Origin of the sequence: Gallalistipes aquisgranensis (genome assembly GCF_014982715.1) — a bacterium.
GTDB lineage: Bacteria > Bacteroidota > Bacteroidia > Bacteroidales > Rikenellaceae > Gallalistipes > Gallalistipes aquisgranensis.
This window is the reverse complement of the sequence record NZ_JADCJY010000001.1, coordinates 44,250-70,431: the sequence shown is the minus strand read 5'-3', so window position 1 is coordinate 70,431 and position 26,182 is coordinate 44,250. Positions and strand designations below refer to the sequence as shown.

17 protein-coding genes are annotated in these 26,182 nt (G+C 57.2%); 5 read left to right on the top strand and 12 right to left on the bottom strand.

Annotation, left to right across the window (positions count from 1 at the left end):
- Positions 1-82: 82 nt before the first annotated feature.
- Positions 83-943: a sigma-70 family RNA polymerase sigma factor gene (locus INF32_RS00255; protein WP_226386413.1), complete on the top strand. Its 861-nt coding sequence runs from the start codon at positions 83-85 to the stop codon at positions 941-943.
- A 69-nt stretch (positions 944-1,012) separates the two neighbouring features.
- Here the strand turns inward: INF32_RS00255 and INF32_RS00250 are convergent, their stop codons facing one another.
- The 9 genes from INF32_RS00250 to INF32_RS00210 form a co-directional block, all read right to left on the bottom strand.
- Complete coding sequence (locus INF32_RS00250) at positions 1,013-1,912, bottom strand: alpha/beta hydrolase (RefSeq protein WP_226386412.1); 900 nt, start codon at positions 1,910-1,912, stop codon at positions 1,013-1,015.
- Positions 1,913-1,925: 13 nt separating this feature from the next.
- Positions 1,926-2,699 (bottom strand): glucosamine-6-phosphate deaminase, encoded by a 774-nt coding sequence (locus INF32_RS00245; RefSeq protein WP_226386411.1) that lies wholly within the window; start codon positions 2,697-2,699, stop codon positions 1,926-1,928.
- Entirely contained in the window at positions 2,696-3,883 is a 1,188-nt protein-coding gene (gene nagA, locus INF32_RS00240) for an N-acetylglucosamine-6-phosphate deacetylase (protein ID WP_226386410.1), read from the bottom strand. The genes INF32_RS00245 and nagA overlap by 4 nt, the downstream gene beginning before the upstream one ends.
- Positions 3,884-3,890: 7 nt before the next feature.
- A complete protein-coding gene (locus INF32_RS00235) occupies positions 3,891-5,228 on the bottom strand; it encodes a sugar MFS transporter (protein WP_226386409.1) in 1,338 nt (445 codons plus the stop codon).
- Between the two features lie 86 nt (positions 5,229-5,314).
- Positions 5,315-6,649 carry a Gfo/Idh/MocA family protein gene (locus tag INF32_RS00230; protein WP_226386408.1) on the bottom strand — a complete coding sequence of 445 codons (1,335 nt, stop codon included), beginning with the start codon at positions 6,647-6,649 and terminating at the stop codon, positions 5,315-5,317.
- Between the two features lie 21 nt (positions 6,650-6,670).
- A complete protein-coding gene (locus INF32_RS00225; protein ID WP_226386407.1) occupies positions 6,671-8,683 on the bottom strand; it encodes a right-handed parallel beta-helix repeat-containing protein in 2,013 nt (670 codons plus the stop codon).
- A 69-nt stretch (positions 8,684-8,752) separates the two neighbouring features.
- Positions 8,753-10,294 (bottom strand): fasciclin domain-containing protein, encoded by a 1,542-nt coding sequence (locus INF32_RS00220; RefSeq protein ID WP_226386406.1) that lies wholly within the window; start codon positions 10,292-10,294, stop codon positions 8,753-8,755.
- Between the two features lie 31 nt (positions 10,295-10,325).
- A complete protein-coding gene (locus tag INF32_RS00215; RefSeq protein WP_226386405.1) occupies positions 10,326-11,855 on the bottom strand; it encodes a RagB/SusD family nutrient uptake outer membrane protein in 1,530 nt (509 codons plus the stop codon).
- Positions 11,856-11,875: 20 nt separating this feature from the next.
- Positions 11,876-14,968, bottom strand: a complete 3,093-nt coding sequence (locus INF32_RS00210) for a SusC/RagA family TonB-linked outer membrane protein (protein WP_226386404.1) — start codon at positions 14,966-14,968, stop codon at positions 11,876-11,878.
- Positions 14,969-15,491: 523 nt separating this feature from the next.
- On the opposite strand from INF32_RS00210, the gene INF32_RS00205 reads away from it, so the two are divergent.
- The 3 genes from INF32_RS00205 to INF32_RS00195 all read left to right on the top strand — a co-directional run bounded on the left by INF32_RS00205 (position 15,492) and on the right by INF32_RS00195 (position 20,436).
- Entirely contained in the window at positions 15,492-16,499 is a 1,008-nt protein-coding gene (locus INF32_RS00205) for a Gfo/Idh/MocA family protein (RefSeq protein WP_226386403.1), read from the top strand.
- 12 nt (positions 16,500-16,511) lie between these two features.
- Positions 16,512-17,696, top strand: coding sequence for an AraC family transcriptional regulator (locus tag INF32_RS00200; RefSeq protein ID WP_226386402.1), 1,185 nt, complete (start codon positions 16,512-16,514; stop codon positions 17,694-17,696).
- Between the two features lie 94 nt (positions 17,697-17,790).
- On the top strand, positions 17,791-20,436 hold the full coding sequence (locus INF32_RS00195; protein WP_226386401.1) for a hypothetical protein: 2,646 nt from the start codon (positions 17,791-17,793) through the stop codon (positions 20,434-20,436).
- 27 nt (positions 20,437-20,463) lie between these two features.
- Here the strand turns inward: INF32_RS00195 and INF32_RS00190 are convergent, their stop codons facing one another.
- The 3 genes from INF32_RS00190 to trpS all read right to left on the bottom strand — a co-directional run bounded on the left by INF32_RS00190 (position 20,464) and on the right by trpS (position 24,254).
- Positions 20,464-21,363: a hydrogen peroxide-inducible genes activator gene (locus INF32_RS00190; protein ID WP_226386400.1), complete on the bottom strand. Its 900-nt coding sequence runs from the start codon at positions 21,361-21,363 to the stop codon at positions 20,464-20,466.
- Between the two features lie 99 nt (positions 21,364-21,462).
- Positions 21,463-23,238 (bottom strand): chloride channel protein, encoded by a 1,776-nt coding sequence (locus INF32_RS00185; protein WP_226386399.1) that lies wholly within the window; start codon positions 23,236-23,238, stop codon positions 21,463-21,465.
- Positions 23,239-23,264: 26 nt separating this feature from the next.
- Positions 23,265-24,254, bottom strand: a complete 990-nt coding sequence (gene trpS / locus INF32_RS00180) for a tryptophan--tRNA ligase (protein WP_226386398.1) — start codon at positions 24,252-24,254, stop codon at positions 23,265-23,267.
- 95 nt (positions 24,255-24,349) lie between these two features.
- Here trpS and INF32_RS00175 point away from each other — a divergent pair, with 95 nt between their 5' ends.
- Complete coding sequence (locus tag INF32_RS00175; protein ID WP_226386397.1) at positions 24,350-26,176, top strand: ABC transporter ATP-binding protein; 1,827 nt, start codon at positions 24,350-24,352, stop codon at positions 26,174-26,176.
- Positions 26,177-26,182 lie beyond the last annotated feature (6 nt).

Below are 26,182 nucleotides of genomic sequence, written 5' to 3'. Positions count from 1 at the left end.
CGCGGCCACAGAAACATCGAATAAAAAAGCCCCGGTGTAAAAACCGGGGCTTACAATACAAAAACGAGGAACAGAGAGAAAAATGAGACAACTGAAGATTACCAAATCCATCACCAATCGGGAGAGTGCATCGCTGGACAAGTACCTGCAGGAGATTGGTAAAGAGGATTTGATCACCGTGGAAGAAGAGGTGGAACTGGCGCAACGCATCAAGAAAGGCGACCAGGAGGCGCTCGAGAAGCTGACCAAAGCCAATCTGCGGTTTGTAGTTTCCGTGGCCAAACAGTATCAGAACCAGGGGCTCAGCCTGCCCGACCTGATCAACGAGGGGAACCTCGGGCTGATCAAGGCGGCCGAAAAGTTCGACGAGACCCGCGGTTTCAAGTTCATCTCCTACGCTGTGTGGTGGATTCGGCAGTCGATCCTCCAGGCACTGGCCGAACAGTCGCGTATCGTGCGACTGCCGCTGAACCAGGTAGGATCGCTCAACAAGATCAACAAGGCATTCGCCCGTTTCGAACAGGAGAACGAACGCACTCCCTCGCCGGAAGAGTTGGCTTCGGCCCTCGACCTACCCAAGGAGAAAGTGACCGACACGCTGCGCGTGTCCGGCCGCCACGTCTCGGTGGACGCCCCCTTCGCCGACGGTGAGGACAACAGCCTGCTGGACGTGCTGGTAAACACCGATTCGCCCAACGCAGACCGGGGGCTTATCAACGAATCGCTGGGAACCGAGGTGGAGCGCGCATTGGCCACGCTGACCGAACGGGAGAAGGACATCATCAAATACTTTTTCGGAATCGGCTGCTCGGAGATGACGCTGGAAGAGATCGGCGAGAAGTTCGGCCTGACGCGCGAACGGGTCCGCCAGATCAAGGAGAAGGCGATCCGGCGGTTGCGCCACAGTTCCCGCAGCAAACTGCTGAAATCCTATCTCGGATAAAAAACACCTATTCAAACGTAAAAAAGGCCGCCTTCGGGGCGGCCTTTTTTACGTCCGGGCAGATACGGATCACCTCAGACTTTTGAGAAACTCGTCGATCTCTCCCGTACAGTACTTTGCGATATAGGCATACTGAGCATGTCCTTTCCCCTTCAGAATATGCAGTTCGACCCGGCAGCCGATCTCGTTCATCCGCTGCTTGAACGCATAGGCGTAGTCCACATGAATCAAGGCGTCCTGATCTCCGTGATAGATCAGCATGGGCGGGGCCGGAGCCTCGATCTTCGACGGGTTCTCCATACCGCCCCACAGATTGACCACCGCCTTGACCGGCAGCACCTTCTGGCCGGAAAGATAGGCCAGGTGAAGCACCGTCATCGAGCCGGCCGACCCGCCGCACACGGCCACGAAGCCGGTATCGAGACCGTACTTTTCCGCATTCTTTCTGATCCATTCCAACACGAGGGTCGCATCGTCCGAGGCATTGCGCACGGCCCGCTGAACCAGGGGATGGAACTCGCCCGAGGCGGGCAGTCCGTTCTTCATCTCCGAGGAGCAGGACACGCCCGGCTCCTTTTCGTATTTCATGGTCAGGTAGTAGTTCATCGAAACCACGGCATATCCCCGCTCGGCCATATTCTTGCAGATACTGTTGTACCCGGTCTTGTCGCTCTTGTCCCCGCCGGCGAAACCGCCGCCGTGCACGAAAAGAAAGACCGGATAGCCGCCTTCGGGCGCCGCCGCCGTGGGAATATAGAGGTCGAGCAGCCGGTCCGAAGAGCGGTCGTCGGATCTGATCCCTCCGGGAACACCGCCGTAACGTATGTCCTTGTAGAGCGTCAGCTTATCCGACCCCGTATCGAACGTTTTGGGCTCCGACCCGATGCCGGTCGCCTCGTCCTGTTCGCAGGCACCACACGAAAGGGCGGCGGCGAACAACAACAGGCCCAATGCAAAAAGTTTCTTCATCGTTTCCATACATTTAATTGACCGTCAATAAAGAGGCACTGTCCGGATCGGCATAGATGGTGGCGTCCCGGTGCCGGCGCAGAATCGAAGCGGGGCACTTCTCGGAAACAGCCCCTTCGACCGTCTCTTTCAGGGCGTTCGCCTTCGTCTTGGCCGGCACGATGCAGAACAGCTTCTTCGCCTCCACGAGTGCAGGAATCGTGAGCGTCATGGCGTGGGTGGGCACTTCTTCGAGCGTTCCGAAACAGCCGTCGTGCACCTGTTGCAGGCGGCAGGTACGATCCAGATCGACCGTTTTCACCAGTTTGTCGTCGTTGAAATCGGCTACGTGCGGATCGTTGAAGGCGATATGCCCGTTTTCACCGATCCCCATGAAGACGATGTCCACCGGATTTTCCCGCAACAGCTTTTCGTACTCGGCACACGCCTCCGAAGCCGTGCCCCGACAATTTTTCAGATAATGCACCGAGCGGAAAGGCGCTTTCGAAAAGATGTGCCGGTACAGGAAGTTGCCGAATCCCTGCGGAGCGTCGTCCGGCAGACCGATGTATTCATCCATGTGAAAGGCATTGATCCGCCCCCATTCCACGTCCTCGCCGAGCAGGGAACTCAGGAACTCGTTCTGGGAAGGGGCCGCCGCAAACACGATGTTCAGCGTCTCCTTCGTCTTCAGCGCCTCCCGGATATAGGCCGCGGCTTCGGCGGCGGCCCCGCTGCCCATCTCGTCGCGCGATCCGTATACTTTCACATGCAGATTGTCCTTTGTCAGTTGTTTTACTTGTATCATGACTGTTTTCTGTAAATTATGTTTCCTCCTATCATGGTTAATTTCACGTCCGTCTTTTCGTCGAATATCACGATGTCCGCATCCTTTCCCGGAACGAGACTTCCCTTGCGGCCCTCCACGCCGAGAATCGAAGCCGGCGTGGATGTCATCATCCGGACGGTCTCGTGCATCGGTATCCCGCAGGCATCCCGCATCACCCGGATCAGACGGTCGGCCGTCGCGACGCTTCCCGCGAAGGCTTTGCGGTCGAGCAGTTTCGCCACACCGTCCTCCACGATCACCTCCTGCCCTTCGGCGAGACTTCCCAAGATGCTCGGCCCGTCGCCCATACCGGCGGCACGCATCGAATCGGTCACCAGGGCCACGCGCGAAGCTCCTTTGACATCGTAAACCAGCTTCAGAAGGCTGGGCGGCACATGGCACCCGTCGGCAATCAGTTCGAGCGTCATTTCGCCGATGATAAAACCGCTCTCGATCACACCCGGGTAGCGGAACCCGTCCCTGCGGGTGATCGTCGACATGCAGGAGTAAAAATGGGTCAGATGACGGAATCCGTTATCGAATGCCTCGGCCACTTCATCGTACGTGGCGCTGGTGTGGGCAATGGCGGGTTTGATCCCGCGCCGCACCAGTTCGCGCCCGAAAGCCATCGCTCCCGGCAGTTCCGGGGCCAGGCTCCAGCGTGCGATATGGTCGGTCGCATCCAGAATGGCCATATACTCCTCCGGCTGCGGATTGCGCAGGTATTTCGGGTCCTGCGCCCCGCGCTGTTCGTACGAAAAATAGGGGCCTTCCAGATGCAGTCCGCAGAAGGCCGCACCGGCCGTATTGGCTTTCAGCGCCTCATCGTAAACGGCGAATGTCTTCATCAGCCCCTCCACGGTGCTGGCGATCGTCGTAGGACAGATCAGCGTCGTCCCGTGCATGGCATGCATACGGGCGGCACCGGTGAAAGCCTCCACCGTGGCGTCCATGAAGTCGTGGCCGCCGGCCCCGTGGCTGTGCATCTCGATGAAACCGGGAGCGACATAACACCCTCCGGCATCCACCACCTCGGCGTCCTGCACCTCGATATCGCCGGCACGGACGTCTCGGATAACACCGTCCTCCACCACGACGCATCCCGTGCCGAGATCGCGCCACGGAGTGAGGATGCGCCCGTTGGTTATTTTCACTCTTTTCATACGGTCGTCATGCTTTCGGTTTGCGCCAGTCGGTGATCTTGTGCCCGACGAAAGCGTAGAATATCAGATACAGGAAACAGGGGATCAGCACCACGTAGGCCATCTTCACGCCGATGCTGTCGGCCAATGCCCCGTAGATCATCGGGGTGAAGGCGTTTCCGCAAAGGCCCATCACCAGCAGGGAGGAACCGAGGTTCGTGAAACGTCCCAACCCCCGGATGGCCAGCGGCCAGATGCCCGCATAGATCAGGGCGTTGGCCATGCCCATCGGCACGATGAACCAGATGGAAAGGTCGGTGCGGTGCCCCAGAATGTCGACCTGTCCCGAAGCGATCAGCACGGCCACGGAGAGCACGAGACCCAGCACGGTACAGATCTGGAACGCCCGTTTCTGGGAGATGACTCTCGGGATCAGGACGATACCGAGGAAATAGCCGATCAGCGTGCAGGTCATCACATACGAAGGAAAGACCTTCGCTTCGAGCAGATCGAGCCCCATACTTTGTGCATAACCGATAATGGTGTCGATCGAAATGACCTGCGCACCCACATGGAAGAAGATGGCGAGCGCTCCCAGGATCAGATAGGGAAACTGGAAAACCGAACTTTTCCCGTGGCTGTCGTCCGTCTCCGCCGAAGCGTTGTCCTTATCGGTGTCGATCTCAGGCAGCACCGAGAAACGTACCAGCAGGCCGAATACGAACAGGATGACCGCCAGACAGGAATAGGGCAGAATCACCCGGCGAATCAGCTCGTCGAGAACGGCGCCCCGCTCGGCATCGCTGAAAAACCCTTCGTTCAACAGACGGAACGTCTCGCTGTCCGAATTCTGAAGCACGAGCGCTGCGAAGATCAGCGGCGCCATGATACCCGCGCATTTGTTACACAAGCCCATCATGCTGATACGCTTGGCCGCGCTGTTGATGGGCCCGATGATCGTCACATAGGGATTGGCCGCCGTCTGCAGGATCGCCAGTCCGGTCCCGATAGCGAATAACCCCGTCAGGAATATACCGTACGTCCGGGTCAGGGCGGCCGGCACGAAGATCAGCGCACCCAGCGCCATGATCCACAGTCCGATCATGATCCCCCGTTTATACCCCACCCGGTTGAGCAGGAAGGACGAGGGCACCGACATGACCAGATAGGCGATGTAGAAGGCGAACGTTACCAGGTAGGCTTGGAAATAGGTCAGTTCGCAGGCGATCTTGAAATAAGGAATCAGAATCGCATTGACCCACGACACGAGCCCGAAGATGAAGAACAGGCTGCCGAGGATGACCATCGACACGATATAGCGTTTCTTGTCCGATCCGCCCGGAGCAACCGTATTTGAATTTGACATAGTTCGTTTTTTTAATATGCACACGGGGAGAGGAGGGTTTTCCCCTCCCGCATGCGTCCGATAAAATATGCCTGTTTTCTACTCTCTTACAGGGTCATCTCCCAACCCTTCTCGTACTCGGCCGTCCAAAGTTTATTGGCCTGCTTGTCCCCGAGGATGTGGCCGTTGAGCGGGTCGATCCTCAGCGTACGCTGTACGCGCTGGGCGATGTTGCCGAGCTGTACCATCAGGGTACTCTTATGTCCCGACACGATGTCGGCATTCAGCGGCGTACCCTTGCGGATGGCGTCGAACAGATTCTGGATATGGAAGGCGTCGAGCGACTCCGACGGGTTGAGCAGGTTGCGCGGGTCGATCGCTATGTTGCTCTTCACCTCCTTGACCACGTTGTTCTTCAGGTCGTACACGGTGTAGGCGTTGGCCCCGGTAATCAGCAGACTGCCTTTCTCCCCGTAGAACATGGCACCCACGGAAGCCCCTTCGACCGTACGTCCGTTGCAGCTGCGGCCCTCCCAGGTGATGGCCTTGCCGTCGGCGAATTCGAGGTTGATCACCTGCGTGTCGGGACATTCCCAGTCATCCTTGTAAAAGTATCGCCCTCCGGCCGAATTCACCATCGAAGGATACTCCTCCTCCATACCCCAGCGCAGGATATCGACCATGTGTGTGCCGTTATTGAGCGCCTCGCCCGTACCCCAGCGCCAGAACCAGTGCCAGTTGTAGTGCACGTAGTTGTCCTTGAAGGCCGAACGCTTGGCCGGTCCCTGCCACAGGTCCCAGTCCAGCCACTCCGGAACGGGCACCTCTTTGCCGATCCCGATCGGCTTGCGGTTGTTGGTGTACCAGGCCTTGCCGAAGCAGACCCGGCCGATGGTTCCCTTGCGTATCTCCTCGATACCGGCGATCACGTTCGGCCACGAACGGCGCTGGTTGCCCATCTGGATCAACCGTCGGTATTTAGCGGCGGCCTGGATCAGAATTTCGCCTTGATGCGGGGCGTAGCTGCACGGCTTTTCGAGATAGACATCCTTGCCGGCCTTCATCGCCATCAGGGCGGCAGGCGCGTGCCAGTGGTCGGGCGTGGCGATGATCACCACGTCCATATCCTTATCCTCGAGCATCTTGCGGACATCCTTCTCGCGCTTCACCTTGTTGTTCTGTATCTTTTCGACGGCGGCCGCACACTTGGCCAGCGAGCGGGAGTCGACATCGCAGATGTTGGTCACCTCGCATCCGGGAATCTTGGCGAAGTTTTTCGCCAGAGCCGAGCCGCGCGAATGAACGCCGACCGCACCCACCCGGATACGTTCGTTGGCACCGGCCACCTTTGCATAGCTTTTCGCACTCAGTCCGAGTCCGCCCAACGAGAGCATGGCGGTACCGGTCAACGCCTGTTTCAGGAAATCACGTCTTGTAGTCATGGTTTTCGTTTTTTTCAGTTGTTATTTAATGTAGCTTTTCTCTACGGTTCTATCCATTTCGACCGTCGCACGGGCGGCCTTCTCCTTGAAATAATCGTCGTACTTTTTATCGAGCAGCGAGGTGCGGATCGCCTTGAGGGCATAATCGTATCCCCGTTTCTGCCAGGCAGGTTCATGTCCCAGCGCGAAATGGGCCCTCAGCTCCGCATCGGTCATGGAGAGCGTGTCCTCCGCCATCCGTTTGCGGAGCTCCTCCTGCGCACCGGCAAAAAAGACATTCCAGAACGTGCCGGCCCCGTACTCCTGCGGACCGAACCACATCACCTCCCCTTTCGGAGTCGAACGGCGGAAACCGTTCTCCTTTTCCCGCAAACGCTCGATATCCGCAGCCGCGGCAGCTTCCGGCATCCCTCTCCCGGCCATTTCGGCAAGTTGTACCTTGACCAGCACCACTTCGCCGAGTGCCTTGCGGTAGGCAGCCTGCCGGGCCGCCTTCTCCTTCATGCCGGCGAATTCCCAGCGGCAACGGGCCAGTTCGCGCTCCAGTTCGTGACGGTAGACGGGCAGCCCGTTCACCCGGCCGATCACCTCGCCCGCAGGCTTCCGTGCCGGCTCGAACCGTTCGATCCGGTTCCCTACCAGGGTATCCAGAGCGTTCGAACGGAGAAATCCGCGGTGGAAACGACGGAAGCGCCCCAGATCGACCGGCTCGTTGCGATACTCCCCCTTCGCGGGGATTCCCAGAAAGAGGTTGTCCTTCACCTCACCTTTCGATTTCGGATTGACCGTTCCCTCGTGGGGATACTCGAAAGTCAGGGCCGGACTGTCGTTCCAGACCACATTGCCCGAACAGGAGTAGAAACCGTGCAGGTTCTTCCTGTTCACGCGCAGGAAATAAGGACGCACCGAAGGCCCCGCATAGAAAAGGTTGCGGAATACCCGCGCCTCCTTGAACGAATAGTTGAAATAGACCAGAAACCCGTGGTCGTCCTCGCTCACGTTGTCGTAGACGAGAATGCCGTCGTCCCTCCGGTCTGTACAGAACCAGGCCATCCCCTGCGAATTGTCGTGGCTGTAACTGTACCGCCACACCGTTTTCGGACTGTTGATATCCGGATCGTACAGCGAACCGTCGTGGTCCGGGGAGCGGTTCAGGAAACCCTCGTTATACTGGAACACCGTTCCGCGCACGTTGCGCGAAAAGATCGTGTTTCCTCCATGTTCCATGAAAGCCGTCAGGAAGCAGACATTGTGCTCCACCACGCCGCCCTCGGTCATGCGGATGATCATCGCGTTTTTCGAAATATCGTGGATCACGTTGTTGCGGATCACCACATCGGTGAACTTACGGTTCTCCCATGTTTCGTCACCGGGATAGTTGGCATTCTCGAAGGCTTCATTATTCAGGACGATCCCCTGATTCTCGATCGCATAGAGATGACAGCCCTCCACCGACAGATCGTCGAAACGGGTAGGTACGTTCTTGTCGTGGGTCACGATAAATTCCACTCCGGCCGTCCGCTTCGCCTTGCGGCCCTGCCCGACGATCCCCTTGATATGATGGATCACCAGATTTTTCAGATGGATGCCGCGAAGCACTCCACCGTTGGCGCCCTTCACCTCCACACCGCGGCGGTCACCGGGCTCTTCGGCCCAGTTGGTCAGTTCGAGATCGGAAATCACCCAATGGGACTGGTTACGGAGCGAAACGACCCCCGCGCCGGTAAATCCCTGGCCTGCGATCAAGGGCAGGGCCCCTTCGCCGTATGCCGAAAGAACGACCGGACGGCCCTCGGCCCCCGACCCCTGCGGCATCAATGCCTCCGTAGCCAACCATACACCCCCGCGCCGAAAAAGGATGGAATCCCCGGGCCCGAAGGTCGCCGCATTCACCTTTCCGATCGTACGCCAAGGCTTCGAAGGCGAGGTTCCCGCATTCCGGTCGTTGCCGGTACGCGAATCGACATAATAATTCACCGCCTGCGAAGCGCTCCACACGAGACACAACGCCGCTGCACACAAAACACGTTTCATATCCGGTTTCTTCAATCTACAACGACAGGGGCGGGCACTTCCCGCCCCTGTCTCCCAAAATTAATTATTTTACTGTACCGTAATGGTCACCTTTTCGGCCATCATGCCGTTGAGATAATCGAGCACCTTCAACTTAAATTCATCGGCGCCCTCTTCCGTCCGTACATACCGTACGAAACCCTTTTCCATCTCCTGCAGGGTGAATTTCTGATTTTTCTGAACAGGCACCCCGTAAAGCGTGAGAACGCCTTTGGCGGGCAGGTCGGAAAGCTGCAGGATGACATTCCTGGCGGAGAAATCGAACTGGCCGGGATCGGCGGGAGGATCGATCATCAGCGTCTCGGTACCGAACACCGTGGACGTTCCCGTCGTCACCAGAGGGTTGTTATACCGTACCGTCAGCGGCGATTCGGCCGGTCCGGTCAACAGGATATAACTGGTAAATTTATAGTAATCCTTGTCTTTCAGACGTATCTCGACACCTTTCGAACCGGCTTTCGCACTGCCGTCGGACAAGACATAATCTACATACGTACTATCCAATTCGTAGTATTTCAGCACGGAGGCCGTAATGTCGGCAGCAATCTCCACATCGGCAGAAGGACCTACGACGAAAGCAGCCTCACCCGCCAGAGTTTTCGGCAGATTCCGGTGGGCGGTCGAAGCGGTTCCCAACAAATCCCTCACGACATTATTCCAGGTCGCCGAACTCTCTGTCCACTGATTCCAAACGAGAGGATTAGCCTCGGAAACAGACACCTTACATTCTGTACCCTCAGTATAGTTCCCCAACTGTGTGACATTCATCACCAATTGGGCGGAAACCAAATCTTCGACTATAGCCAGATCGGGAAGCGGAAACCGCATCAACCCATACGCGTAAGAACTACTCCGATAAATCAACCGGACACCGTACGCATGATTATTGAAGTTGGTATCTTTCTGTGAACCGTAAGTATAGATACACGTATCATCCGACACATCGATTTTCGCAGTCTGCACTCCTTCCGGCTCGTAACCTTCCGGAACGGAATCGGTCGCGGGAAGCTCCACCTTGTAAAGGGGCATCTTGCCCACCACCTGTCCGATCATATTGTTCTTGAACAGGTAGTCCTGCTGGGTGACGGTAATGCTCTCCATGCGGGAGACGGCATTGACATACACCCGGTAGGTCTGCGCACTCTCGCTGCGGCCGATAAAGATGGAGTCGCCGCGCAGCGATATCTGTCTGTAATTGGCTCCGGGCTCCATATTGGTCGACCGGTAGTCTCCGGGAAATATCAGATAGAGCAGCAGGTCGCGCAGCACGGGAGCCGGTACGGCATCGACCGACTCACAGCCCGCCTGGCTGAGAAATTCCGCGAAAGCATCGTTGTTGGGGATGATGCAGGTACGTCCTCCCGCTTCGATCTCGCTTTCGAGCCCCGCCAGGCGCACCGCACGACAGAAGTCGGTGCAGGCGGGATCGACCCCGCTTTCGAAATATTCCAGAATCGTCTGATCCGCATAGGCGTAAGCGTCCGTATCTATATCATAATACGTCATCAATTTGTCGCAACTGCCGAACCCCAGGACACAGGCGACAAGCAATATGGCTTTGAATCTTCTCATTTTTCCTCGTTTTTTTCGTTGCGAATGACCGTTACTTGTAGTATTCATTCTGTTCGATATACTTGCTGCGACGGATCTCGTTGATATGGATCGGCCAAACGATGGCCCGCTCGTCGATGGTGAACCCGCCCGTATCGAACACATAGGTGGCATCTACGGCCGGTTCCATAGCCCCAAGCGCATTGTTCACATCGCCCCAGCGCACCAGATCGAACCAGCGGTGCCCCTCGAAAGCGAGCTCTTTTCTTCTCTCCGACTTCAACAGCTCGACGAACTCTTCTTTACTCCAATCCTTATAGCCCTCACCATCCTTGTCGTAAAACATCTCAGCGTCGGGGCCCGCAGCGCGCACCATAATGGCATTGATGTCGGCCATGATCTCGTCGGCCTGGGTCTGGGACAGGACATCGTCCTCCACCAGTCCGAGCCGCGCTTCGGCACGAAGCAGCAGCATATCGCCCAGACGCATCAGGATGATATTCCGGGCATCCCCTCTCGTGTAATTCATCACCAGTTTCTTGCACCGGGACTTCCCGTTGCTTCCTTTCTTGGCGACCGAGGCATAGTACCTCAGATCCGCCGTATTCTCCTTGAGGAAATTGACGAAATCCTCCCGGACCATGAATGTCGCCGTCGTAGCCGTCCAGAAAGAATCGAAGGCATTGTTGGTGTCGCCGTCCGACGTGCTGAAGGAGAGTTCGAAGATAGACTCCGTCGACCCGGAACTCTGCTCGGCGTTGAACATCTTGCTGAACCCGGTCTTCGCTATTTCATTCCGGAAATTATCCGTATCAGCCGCCTCGAGCGAGGCATCGTACAGTTTTTCGAGCGAATAACCGCCTTTGTCGATCACGTCGTTCAACTCCTTCAGCGCCAGGGCATACTCTTTCTGCCACATATACACCTGCGCCTTCAGCGCCTGGGAGGCCGGCCGGGTAAACCGGGTAACGGACTTCTGGTATTTCGAGCTGGCAGGATCGGTCAGATAGACATAGGCCGAATCGAGGTCCTTGTGAATCTGGACGAACACGTCATCGACCGGGCTGCGCGGCATGTCGAAATCGTCATTGGCGGAAAAGACGGGGACGGTCACCAGCGGCGCATCGCCCCAGATACGGACGATCCAGAAATAAGCCATCGCCCGCAGACAGTAGGACTGCCCCAGCAGATCGTTCACATTCGCGGCATCGAGCGTTCCTTCCGACACCATTCGCGGAATGTAGTAGATATTCAGGTTGGCCTGCTTCACTACCTGATAGAAATTCGTCCAGCTGGCCTGCGATAAATTTATCTCCAAGTTGCTGCGCACGATCTTGTCGGCAGTCACGGCCGACGTACTGTTCGTATAATAGACATCGGCCCGCGCATCGCCGTAATAGACGAATCCGGATTGGAGCGCAGAACAAAGCCGTTGATATCCTCCGTTGAGAATCGCTTCGATATGACTCTGCTCCGTAGGCATACTGGTACCGCCCCATTCGGACGCCGGCTCGATGTCCAAAATGCTGCACGAGCAGAAGAGCGCGGAAAAACCGGCAATGATATACGTTATCTTTTTCATTTCTTTTTCTATTAACAGGATTAGAACGTAGCCTCGATACCGAAATTGAAAGACCGGGCCTTAGGATAGGCTCCATTGTCGACACCCAAAACAAAGGGTGAAGTGGAGGTATTGACCTCGGGGTCATATCCCGAATAGTTGCTCCACGTCAACAAGTTCGTTGCCGTAAAACTGACTTTGAGCGTCTTGATGTATTTTTTGGGTTTGAGCACGTAGGAAAGCGTCAGGTCTTTCAGACGCAGGTAGGAACCGTCCTCCACCCACATGGACGATACACGGTAGTTCTCCATCGGGTCGGAATAACGCACCATCGGCACGTCGGTCACGTCGCCCTCCTTCTTCCAGGCTCCCAGCACGCGGCGGCTGGTATTTCGGGTATACTTCATGGCATCACGGTCGCGGTGGAACTCGTTCAACACATCGTTTCCGTAGCTCCACTGAAACAGGATATTGAGCGCGAAGCCCTTCCAGGAGAAGGTATTGCCGAAACCGCCGATGAACTTGGGGTTCGGGTCGCCGATCACCATCCGGTCGTCGTCGTCGATGATTCCGTTGCCGTCCGCATCGTACCAGTGTACGTCACCACCCCGGAAAGCATTACCTTCGGCAGAACCTTTCCGGTAAGGAATCGCCTCGCCGGTCTGTTCGTCATACTTGTAAACGTTGTCCGCCGTATAGGCATACACACCCAACGCCTTATGCCCGTAGAACAGACCGACCGGAGCACCCTGCAGGGCAATGGCTGTTTCGAGTTCGAGAGGCTCGTTACCCGGCAGACGCCCCACCTTGCTTCGGTTGAACGAAATGTTGAACGACGAATTCCAGCGGAGTTTGTTCTTGCCGCCCTTCAGGTTGACCGTCTCCAGCAGGAACTCCAGACCCTTGTTGTCCAGGTCTCCGTAGTTCATCGCAATGGTCGAGAAACCCGTATAATAGGAAACGGGGAAGTTGAAGAGCAGATCTTTCGATTTCTTGATATAGGCGTCGGCCGTGATGTTCATCCGTCCGGCGAAGAAGGAGAGGTCGAGACCCACATTGTACTGCGTGGTCTTTTCCCATTTCAGATTGGGATTGGGCACGGCAGAATAGAGCACGGCGGGACTGCCGTCGTATTGGCTCGTAGCGGCCTTGAACGACCCGAGCGCGGCATAGTTCCCGATCGAGTTGTTACCCGTCGTACCCCAGGTCAGACGCAACTTGGCATCGTAGAGCACATCGTTCTTCTTGGCCCACCGCATGAACTTCTCGTCCGAGAAACGCCAGCCAAGCTGGGCGGCGGGGAAGTTGCCAAACCGGTTGTCCTTACCGAACCGCGACGAACCGTCCCGGCGCAGGGTGAAGGAGGCGATATAACGGTCTTTCAGCGTATAATTCACCCGGCCGTAGAAAGAGAGTTCGGCATACTCGGACTCGGTCACCGAAGGAGGATTGGTCATCTTCCCGGCGTTCTGGATATTGTGAATCTCCGAGTCGATATAATCCTCTCCGTTGAGCGTCGTCCTCTTACTGGAGTATTTCGAAATCGACATACCCACCATCACCGAAAGACGGTGGTCTCCCTTCTTGTAATTATAGGTCAGATAGTCCTCCGTAGAGAGCTTCGTCGTCTGCTGGTCCCTGTAACGTCCCTTATCCATGGGATTCGTACTGGTCTGATCGAAGCGTTTCGGGAAATAGGACTCCTGCAGGGTGTTGTCCTTGTCCATCGAACCGGAAATGCGGAGCACCAGTCCTTTGGCAAGCGTCAAATCGAAATTCTGGCTGATGATCGTCCACTCCCGACTGAAATTGTAGGGAATGTACTTGGCCATGGCGATCGGGTTACGGGTCTCCTTCTTTCCGAGGTAATCGACCAGTTCGCCCGTTTCGAAATCGTAGGGAGAATAACAGGGGTTCGTCTTCACGATCGTGCTTATCACACTGGTGAGCGAATTTCCGCTCAGAACCCGGTTGTAATCCTGATTGGCATACGACACGCTGGTGTAACCCTTCAGCCACTTGTTCATCTTATAGGTGAAGTTGGCCCGGCCGTTGTACTGGCGGTATTTGGTCTCGATCACCGTCGGCTTCTGGTCCTTGTAGCTGAGGGAGAGGCTGTACGAAAAATTATTGCTGCTTCCCCTCAGACTGATATTTTCCCGGTGCTGATAGACCGTGCGGAACATCAGGTCCTGCCAGTCGGTACTGCGCAGATACATCGGATTGTTGGGATTCACGATCCAGTCGTTGGTCGGACGGTCGTTCCCGTTATTGAGCCGGGACTGAACGTACACTTCCCGGAACTCCCGTGCATTCAGCACATCGAGGTTGCGCGAGTTGGTCACGATCGACGACGTGTGGCTGACATTGACCACAGGCTCCGATATCCCGAGTTTCTGCCCGCCCTTGGTCGTGATGATGATGACGCCGTTGGCGGCCTTCGATCCGTAGATAGCGGCGGAAGCGGCGTCCTTGAGCACCTCGATCGACTCGATATCGCTGATATCAAGGCCGGCCATCGGGCTGAACGAAGCGTCGCCGTCCAGAGAGGAAACGTTCCCCGACTCAATCTGCACACCGTCTATAATATACAGAGGCTCGTTATTCCCGTTGATCGAGGAGAGGCCGCGGATCGAAATATTGGCACCCGCACCGGGCTCGCCCGAGGTCGTGATGATCTGCATTCCGGGAATCTTTCCCTGCAGGGCCGTGTTGATATTGCCGCCCGCATTCTTCTCGATATCCTTAGCGGTCAGCGACGTGATGGCACCGGTCACGTCGCGCTTGCGCTGCGAACCGTATCCGGTGACCACGATGGCGTCCAGGTCGCTGTACTCCTCCTCCAGCACCACGTCGTAAACGGATTTGGAGGCGGTCAGGGCGACCGAGACCTTTTTCATTCCCAGAAACGAAACTTCCAGGTTTTTGTCATAGGATGCGACGGAAAGGGTGAACTTTCCGTCATGGGTAGTGGAGGTTCCCCGCTTCGACTCGCGGGCAATCACGGTGGCGCCGATGACCGGCGACCCGTCGGAAGCATTGGTAACCCTACCGGTCACCTTCCGGTTCTGTGCGGAAAGATCGGCGACACACAGCAGAATCCCAAGAACAAGCAAGGGCCATTTGTTTTTCATACGGAACAAGTTAAAGTTTAGGCATCAGAAAATCATGTATCTAAAGCGTCGCCCGAAAGCGCCGCAGGTTCTTCATGCGGAGAGACATTCCTCCATGCTCAAAAGTACATAACCAACCCATACGCATTGCCTCACTTTGCGAATCAATACCCTCACAACACGTCTTTTAACACCCCAAAAGGAAGACCAGCGGATTTATACGATACTTTTCCGCAATTCCCGTCCCTTCTCAAACGCGCGAACACACCGACATGAAAACACAAAACACAGATTATCAACCATAAACATATCATATTACATTTTCAAACCACTGTACCCCCACTCTCCGGAGGAACGTTTACGACATCGGTAACGATCCGATATTTGCATTCTGAAGAATAAGAATTTCATTGCGCAAAGCCTCCACCCCCGATGCACTTAAACGCTTTATGAAGACAATTATTCGCATTATGGGGGATTTACAGAAATAAGCCTGAGTACTTTTGGAAAAACTATTTTCCATCTTTCTAATCAGCCTTAAATCATGAAGAACAAATTGATTTCGGTGTTCCTCGCGGCGATGTTCGTCTGCGCAGGAGCGATGGCCCAGGTAAAGAAGATCGGCATCATCGGTCTCGACACTTCGCACAGTCCCGCCTTCACGAAACTGATCAACAGCAAAACGGAGGAACTGCCCGGCTTCGGTGCCTATCAGGTAGTGGCGGCCTACCCCTATGGTTCGAAAACGATCAAAGCGAGCTACGAACGTATTCCCCGCTTCACGAAAGACGTACAGAAATACGGGGTCAAGATCGTGGATTCGATCGACGAACTGATCGCCATGTCGGACTATATCCTGCTGGAGAGCAACGACGGTACGATCCATCTGGAACAGGCCGCCAAAGTATTCAAGGCCGGCAAACCCGTCTTCATCGACAAACCCATCGGCGCCTCGCTCCAGGATGCCATCGCCATCTTCGAACTCGCCCGGCACTACCATGCGAAATGTTTCTCCTCCTCCTCGCTGCGCTACACGCCCGAAACACAGGCACTGGCCGCAGGGTCGGCTGGCAAGATTCTTGGAGCGGACAGCTTCGGTCCCTCGAAACCCGAACCCAGCCATCCCGACTTCTCGTGGTACGGCATCCATGCCATCGAGGCCCTGTTCACGGTAATGGGTCCGGGCTGCGTGGAGGTGACCCGTACGTCGGCCCCGGAGACCGACATCGTCGTCGGACGCTGGGAGGACGGACGTCTCGGAACGTTCCGGGGCAACGTGACCGGCAAACCCGCCTACGGAGGATTCGCCTTCACCGCCAGCGGTGCGCATCCCCTCGGCTCGAAAGTTCCCTACGACGCCCTCGTGAAACAGATCATCAAATTCTTCGACACGGGCGTCGCTCCGGTGAGCGAAAAGGAGACGCTGGCCATTTTCACCTTCATGGAGGCGTCGAATGTCAGCAAGGCCAAAGGCGGAGTACCCGTTTCGACGGAAGAGGTGTTCAAGACCAACTACAAGAAGGCCATGAAGGCCGCCGAAAAATACAAATAGGCTCACAACGACATGATAAAGGTTCTGGTGCTCACCGACTTCTCGAGCGGTTACAGCCGCAACCTGCTGCGGGGTATCGTCCGATACGCCCAGGAGGTGGGAGGCTGGACGTTCCACCGGATACCTTTATACTACCGCGTCATGCACGGAGAGAAGGGCATCATGGAGTGGGCCCGCAAATGGAACGCCGACGCCATCATCGCCCAACTCTCCGACATCGACATCAGTTCGCTGCAGGACACGCTGCACATTCCGATCATCGTGCAGAACTACCGGGAACGGATGCCCGGCATCTGCAACCTGACGGGCGACTACGTGGGAACGGGCCGCCTCGCCGCGGAGTTTTTCATCCGGAAGGGATACACCCATTTCGCCTACTACGGCACTCACGACACGATCTGGTCGCGGGAGAGGGGTATGGGCTTCGAAGAGCGTCTGAAAGAGAACGGCTTCGAGCTGCTCACCTTCTTCGAACCCTCCTACTCGCGCACACAGTGGATCTACAATCCGGAAGTTCTGGGCGCCTGGCTCAAGTCGCTGCCCAAACCGGTGGCCGTATTCACCTGCGACGACTACTTTGCCCTGCAAATCTCCGAAACCTGCCGGATGTACGACCTGCCGGTTCCCGGCGACGTGGCGATCCTCGGCGTGGACAACGACGAACTGCTCTGCAACATCTCCAATCCGCCCCTCTCCTCGATCGTGATCGACGCCGAAAACGGAGGGTACGTGGCGGCGAAAGTCCTGCACGACCTGATCAACAAAAAGGTGAAGACCCCGTTCGACATCATGGTCAGTCCCGTGCAGGTACTCACCCGCCAGTCGACCCAGGCTTACGTGATCGAGGACAAGTACATCATGAAAACAGTGGAGTACATCGAGGCTCATTACGCCAGTCATATCACGGTATCGGACCTGCTGGAACTCGTTCCGCTGTCGAGACGGGTCTTCGAAAAACGGTTCCGGGCGAACACGGGTATGTCGATCTACCAGTTTCTGCAAAAGACCCGGATCGAACGGTTCGCCGGAGAGCTGATCACCACCAACAGGTCGGTGGAGAGTATCGCCGCTTCGTGCGGTTTCGATGACTACAAGAATGTCTCGCGGGTATTCATACGTTACAAGGGAATCACACCGTCCCAATACCGCAAAAAGTATTTCCACGCGCTGGACGACACCAACAGCGGAACCCTCTGATTCTCTCACCGGGAGCTGTCCCCGCACGGTTCCGGCCCCCCCATCGCAAAACTCGGTCCGGCCGGAACCCGCCGGTCCCGCAAAACGAAAATCCATGCAACGATTCCTGTTTCTCACCCTGTCTGCTTTTCTCGCCTCCGCTCTGCATGCTGCGCCCGTGCTGGTCGCAGGCGACGACCGCGCCTTTCTCCGGCGGCTGTCCTCCTCGTTCGAGATAAAAAGCGTCGCCGATGCCGGAGACATCGACATCCGTACGAGCCGCGTACTGATCCTCTCGGGAGACGAACCGCTTCCGGCCGACTTCCGGATACCGATCGACCGGTTCCTCCGGGCGGGCGGCAACCTGATAACGGTAGGCGCCGACGCCCTGCGTTACGAACCCCGGTTCGAAACGACCCGGCCGCTCTTCGCATTCGACACTCTGCCGGCCGTCGTCCGGCCCGAACGGAGCAAGCCGGGAGGTTCGGTCGACGCTCCGGTCGTGACGCTCATCGAACACGAAGGAGAACGGGGTATCCGGTTCGAAACGACCGGGAGAGGCATGCGCGACGCCATGTTCGAAATTCCGCTCCGGGGCATGTCGCCGGGAGAGAACACACTCGTATTCGAGGCCCGGGGCAGCCATTACATGGACCTTCTGCCGATCGAAATCACCGACCGGAAAGGGAAGATATGGTACACGTTCGTTCCCCTCGACACATTGTGGCAGCGATATGCCGTTTCTCTGGCCGACTTCCTGCCCGGCGGCTGGAGCGACCCCGATACGCCCTATCCGTTGCTCGCCCCCTCGCAGGCCGCCGTGCTGCGCATGGGGATGAATACCATGGCCGTCTGGAGGGAAAAGGCCATGAGTTTCGACGTCGCCGCCCTGCGGACGGCACGCAGTACGGGAGAGTACACGCCCTCCTCCCGGCTGAAACAGCTCCGTCTCCCCTTCGAACAGATCGGAATCACGGCACCGACCTGGATCGTCGATCCGTTCTTCGGGGGAGAGTACGTCCGGGATGCCGCCATCCGGAGCACGGGCCGCTATTTTTCCGGACGAATATCCACGACGACCTCCGCCACCCTCGTTCCGCCCCTGTATTACGAACACCCGGGGAGTGCGACGGGATCGGACCACAAGAAATCGGTGCGCGACAAACAGACACGCATGATGCGGACCGTGACTTTCCTGACCGACGGGAAAGGACGCAGTGCGGGCGAATTCGTTCAATACGGACGGGGGCGCTACGCCGGCGGTTCGATAACCCTCGTCGGGCTCGGAAGCGGCCGTCCGGAGGCGGCGGAAATCGTCGCGCCGGTTCTGCGCAAAATCACGGAGACACCCCGGATCGCGGGCTTCTCCATCAACACGACCGAATTCGAACAGGAGGGCCGGGTACGTCCCGTCCTCCTGACGGAAATCGTCAATCCGCTGGGACGGGAAACCGAAGCGACCCTTTCGGCCGACCTCGGAGGCATCCTGCGCAGCGAAACGAAGGTGAAACTGACACCCTACGGCTGCCGGCAGTACCGTATCGAACTGCCCGAGGTGCCGGAAAATTTTCCGATGAAGCGTTTCGAATGGAAGATCGTCTGCTCCACACCGCAGGGCCGCGACACGGTGGGCGACACGGCCGACACGGAACGCGCCCTGATCACGGCTCTCCGCCACATGGTCCGCACCCAGCGGCTCTACCCCGACGGGCGTATCAGCAACCACTTTTTCGGCGATGCCTACGGCGTGCGGGCCATGTTCGCCTACTCCGACCTGCTGAACCGGGACCCCGGCCGCATGAAATGCAATGCCGATTTGTGGGAAACCGTCTCTCCGGAGGAAATACGCCGCTGCGGCGAACGCTTTTTCGACATGCTGGCCGACCGTCAGCTTCCTTCCGGTGCCTGGCCCATGGGATACGGAGAACACGCCCGGATATACAACGTAGCCGACTGCGGACAGATGGCCATTTCGATCGGACAATCGCTCCGCTACGTGAACGACGCCGCATTACGCGGGAAATGGCTTTCATCCCTGACGAAATTCGGCCACTGGGCGGAGACCTACTACATCGACAGCGCCCGTTCGGAGCGGCTCCGTCACGAAAACCCCGGAGAGTTCGCCAAAGGGGAGGCACGCCCCGGTTTCTACGGACTGGGACCCGCAGGGAGGAAAGAGCGTCTGACCGGTCCGTCCTGGGTGCTTTCGGATATTCTCGGCGCCCAGATCACGCTCGCCAGGAGTGCCGGAGGCAGCGAACGGAAAGAGTTCCGCCGCATAGCCGACCGCAACGCCGAATTCTATGCCCGGGGACGCTTCTCGGCCGTCAGCTACTTCCAGGCCGAAGCACTGTGCTGGATATACCTCGACACGCAGGACCGGGAACTGAAAGGAATCTGCCGCGAGACGCTCCACGACACATTCCTCTCCGGGCTCTACCGCGGCCGGGAACTGGATATGTACGACATGGGAGGCCGGGCCACGCTGAAGGCGCTTCCGCTGCTCTACTGTGCGGAACTGTTCGGCAGCGACGCCGCAATGCGGGCCGTACTGCTGAAATACGTCTGGAGCTTCGCATCGCCCACATACGTCCATTCGATGGAGAACCTTTCGAAAAACATGCCCCGTCCCGTACACGGAGAGGCGATCGGAGCCGCCAAATATGCCGCCCTAAGCGCTCTCTGGGCCGTGGAGCTGCTCGAACCGGGCAGCACGCTGATGGAGGATTTCAGCGAATCCGCGGCACCCGGGCAGAAATAGCGGGCTCTTTTTGCGACAGGAACATTTTCAGCCGGCCGCCACACCCACGGCATTCAAAATCGAACCTTTCAGGGCATTGACCAGCGATCCCTTGACGTAGGTCCGACGCACGGCGATCGCTATCTTCCGCGAGGCGGCACCTTTGGCCAACGTCTTGAGCTGGCAGCGGCGCTCGGCGGGAATGAACTGCGTCGCCATCTCGGGAATGATCGTCATCGCCGATGTGTTGTCGACGATCCGCATCAGTGTATCGAGCGAACCGCACTCGAACAGACAAGAGGTGCGTACGCTCCGGCGGGCCTGACACAACTCCACGATCTGGTCGCGCAGGCAGTGTCCTTCCGCAAGCAGCAGCAGTTCCTTCTGGTCGATGTCCTCGATGCGGATATTGCTGCGCTCGAACAGGCGGTTCGAGGGCGAAACGTAGGCATAGAAACGGTCGTCGAACAACTCCTGTTCGACGATCCCGTCCGGGCAGGTTCCCCCGGCCAGAAGGGCCGCATCGAGCATGTCTCGGTTCAGGGCCGCAACGATGTCGGAGGTCACCATCTCCCGGATTTCGAGCTCCACCTTCGGATACCGTTTCACGAAACCCGGAATGAACCGGTGAAGCAGGTAAGGCGCTACGGTCGGAATCACCCCCAGCCGCATGGTTCCTGCCACCTCCCCCTTGAGTTCGCTCACCGACTCCTTGATATAGTTATAGGCCTTGAGCGTCTCGCGTGCATTGCGGATCACCACGAGTCCCGCCTCGGTAGGGATCACGGGCTTCTTGGAACGGTCGAGCAGGATCACGCCCAACTCCTCCTCCAGGTTCTTGATCTGCATGCTCAGCGAGGGCTGCGTGACGAAACAACGTTCGGACGCCACCGAAAAACTGCCGCAATTGGCCACGGCCAACAGGTATTCGAGCTGGACGATAGTCATGGTAGGAATCTTATAACGGAGTACAAAGATTATAAATTCCGTTTATAATCCCAAGACCCCGAGGCGCTATTTTATCGCATTTCAACGCAAAAGCGGGAGTCACTCCTCGCTGATGGCCACGAGTTGTTCGCGGTAAGCCGCCAGAATGCGCGACTTGGAGATAAAGCCCAGGTATTTCCCGTTCTTGTCCACCACGGGCAGCATCCACGCCTTGCTCTCCTCGAACCGGTCCAGCACGGCCAGCACCTGCTCATTGGGCAGAATGGTGTCGGGCGGCGGAATCATGTAGTGCGTCACGGGCAGACCGTATTTGTCACTGTTGAACATGTCGGCCCGCAGGTCGTCCAGCTGGACCACCCCTTTCAGCGTCCCGTCGTCCGAAACCACAGGGAAAATGTTGCGCCGCACACTGGAGATCAGTTTCACCAGGTCGCCCAGCGTGGTCCGTTCGCCGATCGGATAGAAATCCGTCTCCATCAGCTTCTGCAGATTGAGGAAGACCATCACCGAACGGTCCTTGTTGTGGGTGAGCAGCTCTCCCTGCTGGTGCAGCTTCTTGGTATAGATCGAATAAGGATCGAAATAGTAGCCGATAGCGAAGGAGATCGACGAGGCCAGCATCAGCGGCACGAAGATACCGTAACCGTTCGACAGTTCGGCGATCAGGAAGATCGAAGTGAGCGGGGCATTCATCACACCCGACATGACGCCCGCCATGCCCACCAGCGTGAAGGAGACGAGCGGCAGGTCCATGCCCAGCATCGAATTGCAGATATATGCCATCGCCCCGCCGGCGAACGCTCCCACGAACAGCGAGGGGGCGAAGGTTCCGCCCACGCCTCCCGCGGCATTGGTGGCCGCCATGGCGATCACCTTGAAAAAGAGGATTGCCAGCAGGTAGAGGATCACCACCCACGGCACATCGCGGAACCGGTAGAAAAGAGAGTTATTGAACAGGGTCTCCGTATTCCCGTGCATCAGGTCGGTGAACGCCTCGTATCCTTCGCCGTAGAGCGGAGGAAAGACGAAAATCAGCACGCCCAGGATCACGCCGCCCACCAGCCACTTCCTGTACGGAGAGGAGATACGCCCGAAAAAGGCGCCTACCCGGGCGTTGACCGCCTTGAAATAGTAGGAAAGCAATCCGCACACCACCCCCAGCGCCACATACATGGGCAGGTTCTTCAAGGCGAAGGTATGGTTGACGTCCACGGCCAGGATCGGGTCGAACCCGTTCAGGAAAAAGACCAGCGACGTGGCCGTCACGGCCGAGATGATAAGCGGGATGATCGACCCGGCGGTAATGTCCAGCATCAGAATCTCCAGCACGAAGACCACGCCCGAAATCGGTGCCTTGAAGATGGCCGAAAGCGCCCCGGCAGCCCCGCAGCCCAGGAGGAGCGTGGTATTGCGGTAGTTCATCCGCATGAACGAGGCCACGTTGGAGCCGATGGCGGCCCCCGTCAGCACGATCGGCGCCTCGGGCCCCACGGAACCTCCGAAACCGATGGTCGTGGCTCCGCCGATGATCGAGGTGTAACAGTTGTGCGGTCTGATGCGCGACCCCTTTTTCGACATGGCGTAGAGCACCCGTGTCACCCCCTCCGAGATATTGTCCTTGACGACGTACTTGACGAAAAGAGAAGCCAGAATGATACCGATCACGGGATAGATCAGGAAAAGGAAACTGGCGCTCTCCACCGGAAACCAGCTCACCAGCCCCTGTTTGATCCAGTAGAGCAGCATCTCGAAAACGTAGGTACCGAAACCCGCCAGCAAACCGACGACCGCCCCCAGCAACAGCATCAGCTGCCGGTTGGAGAGGCGTTTGGTCAACACCAGCAGATAGCGGTATAACGTCTCGAGGAACTTCATGGCCGGGAATGACGGGGAAGCCCCTCTCAGAAGGGTTTGATTCCCATGATCTCACGCACGTCGGCCAACGTCCTCGAAGCACTCTCGCGGGCCCGGCGGCCGCCGTCGCCCACCACCTCGTGGAGATATTTGTCGTCGGCCTTGATCGCGTCGATCTTCTCGCGGATCGGAGCCACCACCTTGATGATGTCTTCGGCCAGCTGCTTTTTCAGGTCGCCGTAGCGGATTTCGCACGCATTGTACTTGTCCGTGAAATACTGCACCGTATCGGGCGAAGATACCGCTTTCAGAATGGTGAACAGGTTGGCGATAGGCTCGCTCATCGGCGTGTTCGGCTCCGTGGGCCCCGCATCGGTCACGGCCCGCATCACCTTCTTACGGATCACTTCGTCCGAATCCACCAGGAAGAGGCCGTTGCCCTCGCTCTTGCCCATCTTTCCCGAACCGTCCAGCCCGGGAATCTTCACCAGCTCCTGCCCGAAGTTGTAGGGCATGCTCTCGGGGAAGTATTCCACACCGTACATCTGGTTGAAACGTCGGGCGAAGCGGCGCGTCATCTCCAGATGCTGCTCCTGGTCCTTGCCCACCGGCACCCGTGTGGCACGGTGGATCAGAATATCGGCCGCCATCAGCACGGGATAGTTGAGCAGGCCGGCATTGATATTGTCCGGATGCTTGCGGATTTTCTCCTTGAACGAAGCGGTCCGTTCCAGTTCACCCACATAGGCGTGCATGCTCAGCAGCAGCGACAGTTCCGCGATCTGGGGCACGTCGCTCTGCACGTAGATCGTGGCCACCTCGGGATCGAGGCCGGCGGCCAGATACTCCGTCAGCACGTTTTTCACGTTCCCGTGCAACATTTTCGGGTCGGGATGCGTCGTAAGAGAGTGGTAGTCGGCAATGAAGAAGAAGCAGCGCGCATCGTGCTGCATCTTGACGAAATTCCGCAGGGAACCGAAATAGTTCCCCAGATGAAGTTGTCCGGTAGAACGTATGCCGCTTAATACAATGTCCATAGAGGTATCGCTAATATGATTTTTACTCGCAAAAGTAAGCAATAATTAATAAAATAGGTTACATTTGCACCATATTAATTTCAGACTGTTATCGGATGAACATTTACTGGAGACTCCTGGGGTTTGCGAAACCCATCGAAAAATACGCGATCCCCTACTTCTTTTACACGCTTTTCCATGCGGTTTTCAACACGCTGAATTTCGCCATGGTCATTCCGATCGTCAACACGCTTTTCGACAAGACCCGGGTACTGGAACACGTGACGGAATTCCCGCATTTCGCCCTGAACATGGAGTTCTTCAACGACCTGGTCAACTATATCCTCTACAACTATTTCGGGGAAAACTACGACGTACTGGACGTGCTCTTCCTGCTGGCCGTGTTCATCTCCCTGTCGGCCTTCCTGAGCAACCTGTTCCGCTATCTGGGACAGTGGAACATCGAAAACATGAAGATCAACACGCTTCAGAAGTTGCGCGACAGCGTGTACGACAATGTGATCGGCCTCAACGTCGGGTACTTCAGCAACGAACGCAAGGGCGATATCATGGCCAAGATCACCTCGGACGTGGGCGTCGTGCAGTTCTGCATCACCAACACCCTGCAGGTGGCTTTCCGCGAACCGTTCCTCATCATCTTCTACATCTTCCTGATGATGAAGATTTCGCTGACCCTCACGCTCTTCTCCGTCATCTACCTGCCGATCGTGGCGCTCATCATCGGCACGATCGTCAAGAAGCTGCGCCGTTCGGCCAAAGAGGCGCAGGAGAACTTCGGCGTGATGACCTCCGTGCTGGACGAGTCGCTCTCGGGCATCAAGGTCATCAAGGGATACAACGCAGAAGGCTATTTCAAGTCGAAATTCCACTTCATCGACGCCACTTTTTCACGTATTTCCCGCACCATGGCACGACGCCAGCAGATGGCCTCCCCGATGAGCGAATTCCTGGGGATCATGGCTGCGGGCGGTCTGCTGGTCTTCGGCGGATACCTCGTGCTGCAGGAGTCGCTGAGCGTGGGCGGATTCATCGCCTACCTGGGCGCCTTCACCCAGCTCACCCGTCCCATTCGCTCCTTCATGGACGCATTCAGCAACATCAACCAGGGTATCGCCGCCGGTGAACGCGTTCTGAGCCTGCTCGACACCAAGAACCAGATCGAAGAGCGTCCCGACGCGGTCAAACTCACCGAATTCAACGACGAAATCGAATTCCGCGACGTCCATTTCGCCTACGACAACAGGGAGGTGATCTGCGGAGTCAGCTTCAAGGTGAAAAAAGGCGAGACCGTGGCTCTGGTCGGTCCCTCGGGCGGAGGGAAATCGACCCTGTCGGACCTGATTCCCCGCTTCTACGACGTGACTTCGGGCGAAATTCTGATCGACGGGCGCAACATCAAGGAATACACCAAGGAGAGCCTCCACGACCAGATGAGCATCGTCTCCCAGGAGACCGTCCTCTTCAACGACACCATCGCCAACAATATCCGGCTGGGCAAACAGGACGCCACGCAGGCCGAGATCGAAAACGCAGCCAAGATCGCCAACGCCCATGCGTTCATCATGGAGACCGAACAGGGTTACCAGACCAATATCGGCGACCGTGGCATGAAACTTTCGGGAGGACAGCGGCAGCGGTTGAGCATCGCACGTGCCGTGCTCAAGAACCCTTCGATCCTGATTCTGGACGAGGCGACTTCGGCGCTGGACACCGAGAGCGAGAAACTCGTGCAGGAAGCACTAAACTCCCTGCTGGAAGGCCGCACGTCGATCGTGATCGCCCACCGGCTGAGCACGATCTACAACGCGGACAAGATCATCGTGATCGAACAGGGACGGATCACCGAAGCGGGCACCCATCACGAGCTGATGGAAGCGAAAGGGACCTATTGCAAACTGATCGAAATGCAGCAAATGGCATAATCGTCC

What these genes read in the sequence shown, in the direction of transcription:
- INF32_RS00255 (WP_226386413.1), top strand. Translation starts at nt 83, where the DNA reads ATGAGACAACTGAAGATTACCAAATCCATCACCAATCGGGAGAGTGCA.
- INF32_RS00250 (WP_226386412.1), bottom strand. Translation starts at nt 1,912, where the DNA reads ATGAAGAAACTTTTTGCATTGGGCCTGTTGTTGTTCGCCGCCGCCCTT.
- INF32_RS00245 (WP_226386411.1), bottom strand. Translation starts at nt 2,699, where the DNA reads ATGATACAAGTAAAACAACTGACAAAGGACAATCTGCATGTGAAAGTA.
- nagA (WP_226386410.1), bottom strand. Translation starts at nt 3,883, where the DNA reads ATGAAAAGAGTGAAAATAACCAACGGGCGCATCCTCACTCCGTGGCGC.
- INF32_RS00235 (WP_226386409.1), bottom strand. Translation starts at nt 5,228, where the DNA reads ATGTCAAATTCAAATACGGTTGCTCCGGGCGGATCGGACAAGAAACGC.
- INF32_RS00230 (WP_226386408.1), bottom strand. Translation starts at nt 6,649, where the DNA reads ATGACTACAAGACGTGATTTCCTGAAACAGGCGTTGACCGGTACCGCC.
- INF32_RS00225 (WP_226386407.1), bottom strand. Translation starts at nt 8,683, where the DNA reads ATGAAACGTGTTTTGTGTGCAGCGGCGTTGTGTCTCGTGTGGAGCGCT.
- INF32_RS00220 (WP_226386406.1), bottom strand. Translation starts at nt 10,294, where the DNA reads ATGAGAAGATTCAAAGCCATATTGCTTGTCGCCTGTGTCCTGGGGTTC.
- INF32_RS00215 (WP_226386405.1), bottom strand. Translation starts at nt 11,855, where the DNA reads ATGAAAAAGATAACGTATATCATTGCCGGTTTTTCCGCGCTCTTCTGC.
- INF32_RS00210 (WP_226386404.1), bottom strand. Translation starts at nt 14,968, where the DNA reads ATGAAAAACAAATGGCCCTTGCTTGTTCTTGGGATTCTGCTGTGTGTC.
- INF32_RS00205 (WP_226386403.1), top strand. Translation starts at nt 15,492, where the DNA reads ATGAAGAACAAATTGATTTCGGTGTTCCTCGCGGCGATGTTCGTCTGC.
- INF32_RS00200 (WP_226386402.1), top strand. Translation starts at nt 16,512, where the DNA reads ATGATAAAGGTTCTGGTGCTCACCGACTTCTCGAGCGGTTACAGCCGC.
- INF32_RS00195 (WP_226386401.1), top strand. Translation starts at nt 17,791, where the DNA reads ATGCAACGATTCCTGTTTCTCACCCTGTCTGCTTTTCTCGCCTCCGCT.
- INF32_RS00190 (WP_226386400.1), bottom strand. Translation starts at nt 21,363, where the DNA reads ATGACTATCGTCCAGCTCGAATACCTGTTGGCCGTGGCCAATTGCGGC.
- INF32_RS00185 (WP_226386399.1), bottom strand. Translation starts at nt 23,238, where the DNA reads ATGAAGTTCCTCGAGACGTTATACCGCTATCTGCTGGTGTTGACCAAA.
- trpS (WP_226386398.1), bottom strand. Translation starts at nt 24,254, where the DNA reads ATGGACATTGTATTAAGCGGCATACGTTCTACCGGACAACTTCATCTG.
- INF32_RS00175 (WP_226386397.1), top strand. Translation starts at nt 24,350, where the DNA reads ATGAACATTTACTGGAGACTCCTGGGGTTTGCGAAACCCATCGAAAAA.